10 protein-coding genes are annotated in these 8788 nt (G+C 70.7%); 5 read left to right on the top strand and 5 right to left on the bottom strand.

The window, feature by feature from the left end; translation table 11 throughout:
* Positions 1-534, bottom strand: a 534-nt coding sequence (locus WH85_RS45190; RefSeq protein WP_045748392.1) for a LysR family transcriptional regulator, incomplete at its 3' end; no start/stop codon positions are given.
* Between the two features lie 70 nt (positions 535-604).
* On the opposite strand from WH85_RS45190, the gene WH85_RS53585 reads away from it, so the two are divergent.
* The 3 genes from WH85_RS53585 (at position 605) to WH85_RS45175 (ending at position 3404) form a co-directional block, all read left to right on the top strand.
* Positions 605-1579: an EamA family transporter gene (locus tag WH85_RS53585; RefSeq protein ID WP_245674382.1), complete on the top strand. Its 975-nt coding sequence runs from the start codon at positions 605-607 to the stop codon at positions 1577-1579.
* On the top strand, positions 1473-2459 hold the full coding sequence (locus WH85_RS45180) for an aminoglycoside phosphotransferase/kinase family protein (RefSeq protein ID WP_245674383.1): 987 nt from the start codon (positions 1473-1475) through the stop codon (positions 2457-2459). Before WH85_RS53585 ends, WH85_RS45180 begins: the two co-directional genes overlap by 107 nt.
* A 135-nt stretch (positions 2460-2594) precedes the next feature.
* Positions 2595-3404: a nitroreductase/quinone reductase family protein gene (locus tag WH85_RS45175; protein WP_245674381.1), complete on the top strand. Its 810-nt coding sequence runs from the start codon at positions 2595-2597 to the stop codon at positions 3402-3404.
* Here WH85_RS45175 and WH85_RS45170 read toward each other — a convergent pair.
* From WH85_RS45170 to WH85_RS45160, 3 genes are all read right to left on the bottom strand, one after another.
* Positions 3388-3954, bottom strand: coding sequence for a TIGR03086 family metal-binding protein (locus WH85_RS45170; protein ID WP_045748390.1), 567 nt, complete (start codon positions 3952-3954; stop codon positions 3388-3390). The two genes, WH85_RS45175 and WH85_RS45170, sit on opposite strands and share 17 nt — an antisense overlap.
* 187 nt (positions 3955-4141) lie before the next feature.
* Positions 4142-4489, bottom strand: a complete 348-nt coding sequence (locus WH85_RS45165) for an alpha/beta fold hydrolase (RefSeq protein ID WP_052721300.1) — start codon at positions 4487-4489, stop codon at positions 4142-4144.
* A gap of 20 nt (positions 4490-4509) precedes the next feature.
* Positions 4510-5088, bottom strand: a complete 579-nt coding sequence (locus WH85_RS45160) for a TetR/AcrR family transcriptional regulator (RefSeq protein WP_045748389.1) — start codon at positions 5086-5088, stop codon at positions 4510-4512.
* Between the two features lie 131 nt (positions 5089-5219).
* On the opposite strand from WH85_RS45160, the gene WH85_RS45155 reads away from it, so the two are divergent.
* Positions 5220-6221 carry an NADP-dependent oxidoreductase gene (locus WH85_RS45155; protein ID WP_045748388.1) on the top strand — a complete coding sequence of 334 codons (1002 nt, stop codon included), beginning with the start codon at positions 5220-5222 and terminating at the stop codon, positions 6219-6221.
* Between the two features lie 312 nt (positions 6222-6533).
* On the opposite strand, the gene WH85_RS45150 is transcribed toward WH85_RS45155, so the two are convergent.
* On the bottom strand, positions 6534-7706 hold the full coding sequence (locus WH85_RS45150; RefSeq protein WP_045748387.1) for an FAD-dependent monooxygenase: 1173 nt from the start codon (positions 7704-7706) through the stop codon (positions 6534-6536).
* 74 nt (positions 7707-7780) lie between these two features.
* On the opposite strand from WH85_RS45150, the gene WH85_RS45145 reads away from it, so the two are divergent.
* Complete coding sequence (locus tag WH85_RS45145) at positions 7781-8242, top strand: MarR family winged helix-turn-helix transcriptional regulator (RefSeq protein ID WP_211275649.1); 462 nt, start codon at positions 7781-7783, stop codon at positions 8240-8242.
* Positions 8243-8788 lie beyond the last annotated feature (546 nt).

Here is an 8788-nt window from a genome sequence, read left to right as displayed (position 1 = left end):
GACGGTCAGGGTGCGGCGGCGGGCGAGGGCGTTGTCGGTGGCGACGGCGGCGTACCGGTTCTCGGTGCCGATGAGGGTGGTGGTGAAGCGGGGGTCGTCGATGGCGCGGCGTAGTACCGCGGCGTCGGTGGTGCCTTCGCTGAGTCCGGCGGTGGGGGTGTTGACTTGGGCGAAGACGAGGGGGATGGCGGGGTGGCGGGCGGTCCAGGCGCGTTGGACGGGACGGGTGTGTTTGCCGAGGGCGGACCAGGCGTACCCGACGGTGAATTCGCGTTGGTCGGTGACGATGCGCTGCAGGTGGGTGATTTCGTCGAGGATGCGGCGGGCGATGGCGAGGACCTGGGTGCCGGTGGGGGTCGGGCTGAGCCGGCGGGTGGTGCGGTTGAGCAGGCGGGCGCCGAGGTCGGTTTCCAGGGTGGCGATGGCGCGGGAGACGGCGGCTTGGGAGGTGCCGAGGGTTGCGGCGGCGTCGGTGAAGGTGCCGGTGTCGACGACGGTGACGAGGGTGCGCAGGTGGCGCAGCTGCGGATCCATACGGTGAGCGTATAGATGTGGCGGTGTGCGTATTTCCGGCCGGGCGGGTGCGGGGCGAAGACTGGGTGTCATGAGTGGACGGGACCGGGCCGCCGGGCTGGCGATCATGCTGGGGAGCGCGGCCAGTAATCAGACGGGTGCGGCGGTCGGGGCCCATGCGTTCGCGACGCTGGGCCCGGTCGGTGTGGTGGCGGTACGTCAGTGGGTGGCGGCGCTGGTGCTGTTGCCGGTGGCGCGGCCGAACCCGCTGCGGTTCGGGTGGGGGCAGTGGTGGCCGACGCTGCTGCTCGGGGTGGTGTTCGCGACGATGAACCTGGGCCTGTACACGGCGGTGGACCGGATCGGGTTGGGCCTGGCGGTGACGTTGGAGTTCCTGGGTCCGTTGGCGGTCGCGTTGGTGGGGTCGCGGACGCGCCGGGATCTGTGGTGTGCGCTGGGGGCGGCCGCCGGGGTGTACGTGCTGGTCCTGCCGTCGGGTAGCAGTGACTGGTTCGGTGTCGGGGCGGGGCTGCTCGCGGCCGGTTGCTGGGCGGCGTACATCGTGCTGAACCGGCTGGTCGGGGCGCGGCTGCCCGGTTTGCAGGCGCCGGCGGCCGCGTCGGCGGTGGCGGCGTTGCTGAGTCTGCCGGTGTTGCTGACGATGTCGTGGACCGGTGTCGGGTACGCGGTGGTCGCCGGGCTGCTGAGTTCGGTGGTGGCGTATTCGGCGGACATCATCGCGTTGCGTCGCGTGCCGACCCGCTACTTCGGGATCGTGATGAGCGTGCACCCGGTGTTCGCGGCCCTGGCCGGGCTGGTCCTTCTCGGACAGGTGCTGCACCTGCACGAGTGGGCCGGGGTGGTGATGGTGGTGGCCGTGAACGTGATCGCGGTGGCGGTAGGTTCACCGCATGAACGGCATGACGGCGATAGCGGATCTGGTGGCGCCGCACTGGACGGTGCGGCCTCTGGAGTTCGGCACGGCGAACGAGATCACCGGCGGCGTCTGGCGGGTGTCGCGCGACGACGGTCCTGCCGTACTGAAGATCGTCACGCCGCGGCGTGACGGTGCGTTGCCGCACTTGGCGGCCAGCGACGACCCGGGGCATTTCAACTACTGGCGGCGTGAGCCTCTGGCGTACGAGGCGGGCCTGCCGGAGTCCCTGTTCGCCGCGGGTGGGGTGTCGGCGCCGCGGCTGCTGTCGATGACGCCGCGGGCGGACGGGTCGGTGGCGTTGTGGCTGGAGGATGTCGACGGCGTCGCGGCCACCTCGTGGGGGCCGGCGGAACTGGGCTGGGCCGCGTACCGGATGGGGGTTGCCCAGGCCGGTTGGGTCGGCAGGCCGCCGCCGGACGTGGCCTGGCTGGCGCGGGACTTCCTCGCCGACTATCCGGCGGCGCAGCCGGTGCCCGAGGAACTGGACTGGGATCATCCGGTGGTCGTGCAGGCCTGGCCGGGGCCGCTGGGCCGGCGGCTGCGGGCGTTGTGGGAGGGCCGGGAGCGGGTTGCGGCCCTGGCACGGGCGCTACCGCGGACGATGTGCCACCACGACGTGTGGCCGATGAACCTGATCGGCGCGGATCGGGGACCGGTGCTGCTGGACTGGGCGTTCGTGGGGCCGGGGGCGGTGGGGGAGGATGCGGCGAACCTGGCGCTCGACGCGTTCTTCGACGGGCTGATCGATATCAGTCTGCTGGAGGAGACGGTGGACGTGGTGACGGAGTCCTACGTGCGGGGTATGGACGGTGCGGTGGACGCGGACGTGGTGCGGCGGGCGATCCGGGTCACCGGGGTCGCGAAGTACTACTGGCTGGCGCCGATCATGGTGGCGCGTGTCGATGCGGCTGTGACCGGGGCCGGCTACGACAAGCGGGGCATGGCCGAGCGGCTGGCGGGGCGGGCGCCGGTGCTGTCGGTGGTCGCCGATTGGGCGGACAGGTTGTAAGGTGTCGTTCGTGACTGCCGGGTCGGCCGTGGGCCATTACCGAGTGGGGCACCCGGCCAACGGGTGATCCGCGCTCCTCCGTCGTCTCCTTCTCCCCGGGCTGGAAGAGAAGCGAAGACGACGATGAGGAGTTTCATGCAGGCTGTCATTGATGAGTTTCGGGCCAACAACGGCCGTGTCGGTGGCTGGTTCGCCGGTGCGCGGTTGTTGTTGCTGACCACCACCGGTGCCCGCAGCGGCCGCCGGCACACGGTGGTGCTGGGTTACCTTCCCGACGGTGGCGAACGTGTCCTGGTGATCGGGTCGGCGGGTGGTTCGCCGAAAGCCCCGGCCTGGTTCCACAATCTGCGGGCACACCCGGTGGTGACCGTCGAGGACGGCACCTTCACCTACGAGGCGACCGCGGTCGAGTTGACCGGGGCGCAGCGCGACGAGGCGTTCCGGCGGGCGGCCGAGGCCAATCCGGGCTGGTCGGCGTACGAGGCGGATTCGGGCCGCACGCTGCCGGTGGTGGCGCTGGTGCCGATCCCGGGACCGCCGCGGACCCGCGCGGACGGCCCCGGCGAGATGCTGAAACTGGTGCACGACGCGTTCCGGCGCGAACTGGAGATCATCCGCGCCGAGGTGGACCAGCAGGGTGCGGGCCTGGGCGCGCAGCTGCGGGTCAACTGCCTGAGCCTGTGCGCGGGGCTGCGCGGGCACCACGTCCGCGAGGACGAAGGCCTGTTCCCGTGGGTGGCGTCGCAGCATCCGGACCTGGCCGACGCGATGGCCCTGCTGCGCGACCAGCACGAGCGGATGGCCGCGCTGATCGAGGAACTGGCGGTGGTGCTGGCCGACCCCGGCCTGGATGCGGCGACACTGCGCGCCGAGGTCGACCGGCTGACCACCCAGGTGCTGGACCACCTCGACTACGAGGAGCGGGTGCTCATCCCCAGGCTGTGACGTCACGGCCGGTGCGGGCGAGTTGAACGGTGAGGTCGTCGCTGCCCGGCGGGGCGGTGACGGCCGCACCGAACGCGCCCATCGCGCGGCCCGCGTCGCCCATCAGATCGAGGAACTCGGCGACCGCGGCGAGCAGCGCCGGGTCGGCGCGGAACGGCAGACCGGTCGCCTGCGCCAGGTCCCAGCCGTGCACGACCAGGTCGGTGACGAGCATCAGCCCGACGGTACGCTGCGGCAGGCCCATCCCGGCCGACACGCCTTCGAGGGCGGCCGGTTCGGACCAGGCGGCGGTGACGTCCCAGGCCCGTTCGGTGAACTCGGCCCGCCAGTCACCGGTGAGCGCGTCCGGCGTGCTCGCCCAGTCAGCCGGGGCGCCGGTGGCGAGCAGCTGGAAGTTCGCGGTCACCTGGAACAGGTGGTTGAGCAGGTCACGGACACGGAACTCGGCGCACGGCGTGGGCGCGTCGAGCTGGTCGTCGCGGACGGCGTTGACCAGGCCCGCGGCGGCGGGAGCCGCGATGTCGAGCAGGCCACTGATCTCGGTAGGCATGCGCTCAGGGTAGCGGCGGTCCCGTCTCGCGTTGGGTCACCGTTGCTCGGCGTTGCCTGCCTTCTGGTACGCGTCGCGGAGAGTCTCGGTACTACCTCCTGTCCCGATAGTGCCTCGCGCGTGTGCTGGGCGACGACCCGGCTCTCCGCTCGGCGGTCATCGCCAGCCTGGCGATGCCATGGGGTGGTCAGCGGGCCAGGAAGGCCAAGGCGGTGGCGGTGAAGGCGGCATGGTGCTGGAAGATGCCGCCGTGCCCGGCGTCGGGGTAGAGGACGAGTTCGCTGTTCGGTAGCCGTTCGGCCAGGTGGACGGAGTTCGCGGTCCGGGTGAAGAACAGGTATTTCTTCGGGTCCTGGCGGGCCAGAGCACCGCGGAGCAGGGCCAGGTTCGACAGGCGGGTCACCTTGGTGATGCCGGTGCCGCCGGCCGGGCCCGTGCCGGCGAGGATCAGCTTGCGGACCAGGTGCGCTTCGCGGTGGGCGATCACCTGGGCGACCATGCCGCCGAGGGAGAGGCCCAGCAGGTCCACCTGCACCTGCCATCCGGAGACCCTCGTCAGTCAGTGGCGAGCAGGGCGGCGATGGCTCGCGCTCCCTCGGCGAGCACCGTCTCGGAGTCCTGCGCGTCGTCGATCGCCCGGGCGAGCTGCAGCGCCCCGACGAGGATGGCGATGCATCCCAGAGCCTGGCGCCGCCCTGCCGCGGGGGTGCCCGGCGCCATCAGCGTGGCCAGGTCGTCGGCCACGCCGAGGATGCCGCCACTGTAGGCCCGGCGGATCTCCGGCGAGCTGCGGGCCACTTCGTCGAGCAGGGCTCCGGACGGGCAGCCGCCTTCGGCGTCGTCGCGGTGCTCAGGTGAGAGATACGCCCGCACGAAACGCATGAACCCGTCTGGCTCGTCCGCGAGCCGCCGCAACAGCGCCTGCTGGTCCTTGAGCTGATCGGTGATGGTCGCGGCGACCAGAGCATCCTTGGACGCGAAGTGTGCGTAGAAGGCGCCGTTGGTCAACCCGGCGTCGGCCATCAACGTCGTCACGCCGGAGCCGTCGAGGCCGTCCTTCTTCAGCCGCCGGCCGGCGACCTTCACGATGCGCTGCCGCGTCGCTTCCTTGTGCTCCTTGCCGTAGCGCGCCACGGTTCCTCCCTTGCCCGACGGGTGCTTCGCATCATGTTCCGGCCCATTTAAATTATGACCATACTACAATTGACCGGGCCGGGAACACGGAGTACCGGCCACCCGGCGCCGACACCCACCAGGAGAACGCCATGAAGGCCTACGTCATCGACCGGTACCAGAGCCGGCAGGACGTCCGGCTCGCCGAAATGCCCCAGCCCACCGCCGCCGCCGGCGAGGTCCTGGTCCGCATCCACGCGGCCGGCGTCAACCAGCTCGACACCAAGATCGCGCAAGGGGAGTTCAAGCTCATCCTGCCCTACCGGCTGCCCCTGGTTCTGGGCAACGACCTCGCTGGTGTCGTCGTCCGGGTCGGCGCCGGAGTCCACGCCTTCGCGCCCGGCGACGAGGTCTACGCCCGCCCCGACAAGAACCGGATCGGCACCTTCGCCGAGTTCCTCACCGTGAGCCAGGACGACCTCGCACGCAAACCGGCGAACCTCACCATGACCGAAGCCGCCTCGCTGCCCCTGGTCGCCCTGACCGCCTGGCAGGCCCTGGTCGAACGCGCCGACCTGCGCCCCGGCCAGAAAGTCCTCGTCCAGGCCGGCTCCGGCGGGGTCGGCACCATCGCCATCCAGCTCGCCAAACACCTCGGCGCCACCGTGGCCACCACCGCGAGCGCCAAGAACGCCGACTTCCTCAAGGACCTGGGCGCCGACATCGTCATCGACTACCGCACCCAGGACTTCGCCACGGTGCTGGAGGGCTACGACGTCGTCCTGGACAGTCAAGGCCCCGCGAGCGTCGCCAAGTCGATGAGCATCCTCAAGCCCGGCGGCAAGGTCATCGGCATCGCCGGACCCCCCGACCCCGACTTCGCCCGCGAGATCGGCGGCAACCCCATCCTCAAGATCGCCACCCGCCTGCTCAGCCTGCAGACCAGGTGCAGAGCCGCACGGCTCGGGGTCGACTACTCGTTCCTGTTCATGCGAGCCAGCGGCAAACAACTCAGTGAGATCACCACCCTCGTGGAGAACGGAAACATCCGCCCCGTCGTCGACCGTGTCTTCCCCTTCTCCGCCACACCGCAAGCTCTCAACCACATCGCCCAGGGCGCGACCAAGGGCAAGATCGTCATCTCGATGATCTGACCGCCGCCCGGCACTCGCACGGCGCCGACGGGACCGCCAGGCCTCACACGCCGTTCCAGCAGGTCGGGCAGTCCCTTCACCGCGATCAGCGCGGCGGCGGCATCGGCGGCCGCCCCGAACTCGATCGTCTCGGCCGGCAGTCGTACGCACAGCGCTGCCTGCCACTCATGCTCCGGATCCAACCCGGGCAGCGCCACCGCCGCACGCGGCACCACGTCCTCAATCAAGTCCCCGATCCGCCAGCGATGCTCGAGCCGGAATCCGCGCGCCGCAGGCCCTCCGACCAGCCGTACCGCCAGTCCCGCAAGATCGTCAGCCCAGGGCCGGATAGTCCGGAAGGCCGATCGGGGCCGGCGCGCGGTCCGCGAGGCGGCGGAACGCGCGGGTGGCGGCGAGCCGGTGCAGGCCGTGCAGCATGGTGAGACCGCGGCGCGTCCTCGGTAGCGCGACCGCCGGCACGCCCGGCGGCAGCCGCTGCGTCTTCGTCACGTAGGAGCGCAGCAGCGTCTCGTAGGCCCGCAGCGCGGCGGGCGGGTCGTGCGGCGCCCTGGCCAGTTCGCCGGCCAGTACGTGCGCGCCGAGCAGTGCCAACGTGGTACCCATGCCGGTCGGCCCGCCCCAGGCGGCGTCGCCGACGACCGCGACCCGGCCGTGTGACCAGCGCGGCACGAAGACCTGTTCGGCGCGTTCGAAGTAGAACTCCCGCGGCCGGGCGGCGAAACCGTCCAGAATGCGCGGCACCTTCCAGCCCACACCGGCGAACCGTTCTCGCAGGACGCGCAGCTGAGTGGCGGTGTCGAGGCGGTTCAGGCCCATCGGCGGGGCGAGGAATCCCAGCGCCGCCCGGGCGGTGCCGACGTTGTCGGGGCGCAGCGACGCGATCCGCCCGTCGGTCGCGGTCATCCAGTGCCACCAGCCGTCGTCGTCGGCGGCGCGGTCGACGGTGCCGTAGGCGACGTACTCGCCGAGGTCGCGGTAGGTGACCTCGGCGCCGAAGACCAGGTCCCGGGTCGACGAGCGCCGGCCCTCGGCGATGACCAGCATGTCGTAGCGCTCCTCGCGGCCGGTCTCGGTGACCACGCCGACGCCGCGTTCGTCCTGGGTGAGGTGGACCAGGCGGTCGCCGTAGCGGTGCTCGACCTTGCCGGCGGTCGCCTCCAGCAGCAGCCGGGACAGCTCGCCGCGCAGGATCTCCAGCTCGGCGGTGGGCCCGTCCGGACGCCCGTGCACCGGGATGCTGGCGTAGACACTGCCGTCCGGCCGCAGGAAGCGCGTCCCGGTCTCGCCGGTGACCGCCGCGGCCACGCGCTCGTACATTCCGGTCCGGCGCAGCACGTCGCGGCCGGCGCCGCGGATGTCGACGTTCTGGCCGGCGCCGCGGGGCTCGGGCGCGCGTTCCAGCAGCGTCGGGGTGAAGCCGGCCCGGTGAAGCTGCCATGCCACGGCCGGGCCCGCGATACTGCCGCCGGTGACCAGGACTCTCATGCCATACCCCTATACCTTCACAGTGAAGTGTTACCAGCGATGAAGGTACTTCATTGTCGAGTAAAGTGCATCTCGTGCTCCCCGGGACCGATCTGCTCCAGCTGCTGCGCCGCTACACCGACGCGCACCTGGAGATGACCCGCCACCTGGCGCGAGAGCTCGGGGTGCACGCCACGGACGCGGTCGCGGTCGCGGAGATCCTGTGGGCCTCGTCCGCCGGGGAACCGCTGTCGCCGGCGGCGCTCGCCGAGCGGGTGGGCCTGACCTCCGGCGCCACGGCGAACCTTTTGAACCGCCTCGAAGCCGCCGGCCACATCGTCCGCAGCCGGGAGGACGCCGACCGGCGTGTGGTGCGGCTCCGCCTGACACCGCAGGCGCACACCACCACGACCACGTTCTTCACGCCGAGCGCCGAACGTCTCGACGCGGCACTGCGCCGATACGACGACGCGGAACTGGAGCAGATGGAACGGCTGCTCACCGACGTGGTCGGCGCGCTCGCCGACCACAACGCGCGGCTGCGGGCCGGCGGTTAGCGTCCCCGTTTGGTGACGGTCGATGCTCAGGTGGTGGGTTCATGGCTACACAGGACATGTTCTCGGCGGAGGACCTGGCGCGGCTTCGGGGTTCCCGGAGATCAACCGGGCGGAGTTGATCCGGTACTTCACGTCGACCGGCAACGACAAGTAACGCTGACGAAGAGCCTGATGTGATCGAGTATGCCCACTCCTCGGCCACGACGCCCGGTTCGTCCAGGAACAGGTCGGCCACGAACCGGCGTCCGCAAGACCGCCACCGGCGACCTTCCCGCGCTACCTGTCGGGGTACTCCCCGAAGTGCAGAGCCGAGTACGGCTGATCTTGCATAGCTGGCCTGGCTCACGGCGCCGTTCGTGGTCGTGAATCATTCTTGGCGTGACAACTGCGGATCTTCATGAACGGCCATCGGATGACCTGATCAAGGTCTGGTTCAAGTTTGTGCCGCCCCTCTGTGCCAAGATCATGAGAGGCAAGATCTACTCTTGAAACGTTGAGTTGAGGGCGAGCGAGGAGACCACCACCGGTGGGTTCGAACAGTGAGGT

Origin of the sequence: Actinoplanes rectilineatus (assembly GCF_000962825.1) — a bacterium.
In the GTDB taxonomy this organism is placed as follows: Bacteria; Actinomycetota; Actinomycetes; order Mycobacteriales; family Micromonosporaceae; genus Actinoplanes; species Actinoplanes rectilineatus.
This window is presented reverse-complemented; position numbering and strand designations above follow the sequence as displayed.

Bases quoted from the DNA above. Each gene is read 5' to 3' on its own strand.
- WH85_RS53585 (WP_245674382.1), top strand. From the start codon at position 605: ATGAGTGGACGGGACCGGGCCGCCGGGCTGGCGATCATGCTGGGGAGC.
- WH85_RS45175 (WP_245674381.1), top strand. From the start codon at position 2,595: ATGCAGGCTGTCATTGATGAGTTTCGGGCCAACAACGGCCGTGTCGGT.
- WH85_RS45170 (WP_045748390.1), bottom strand. From the start codon at position 3,954: ATGCCTACCGAGATCAGTGGCCTGCTCGACATCGCGGCTCCCGCCGCC.
- WH85_RS45155 (WP_045748388.1), top strand. From the start codon at position 5,220: ATGAAGGCCTACGTCATCGACCGGTACCAGAGCCGGCAGGACGTCCGG.
- WH85_RS45150 (WP_045748387.1), bottom strand. From the start codon at position 7,706: ATGAGAGTCCTGGTCACCGGCGGCAGTATCGCGGGCCCGGCCGTGGCA.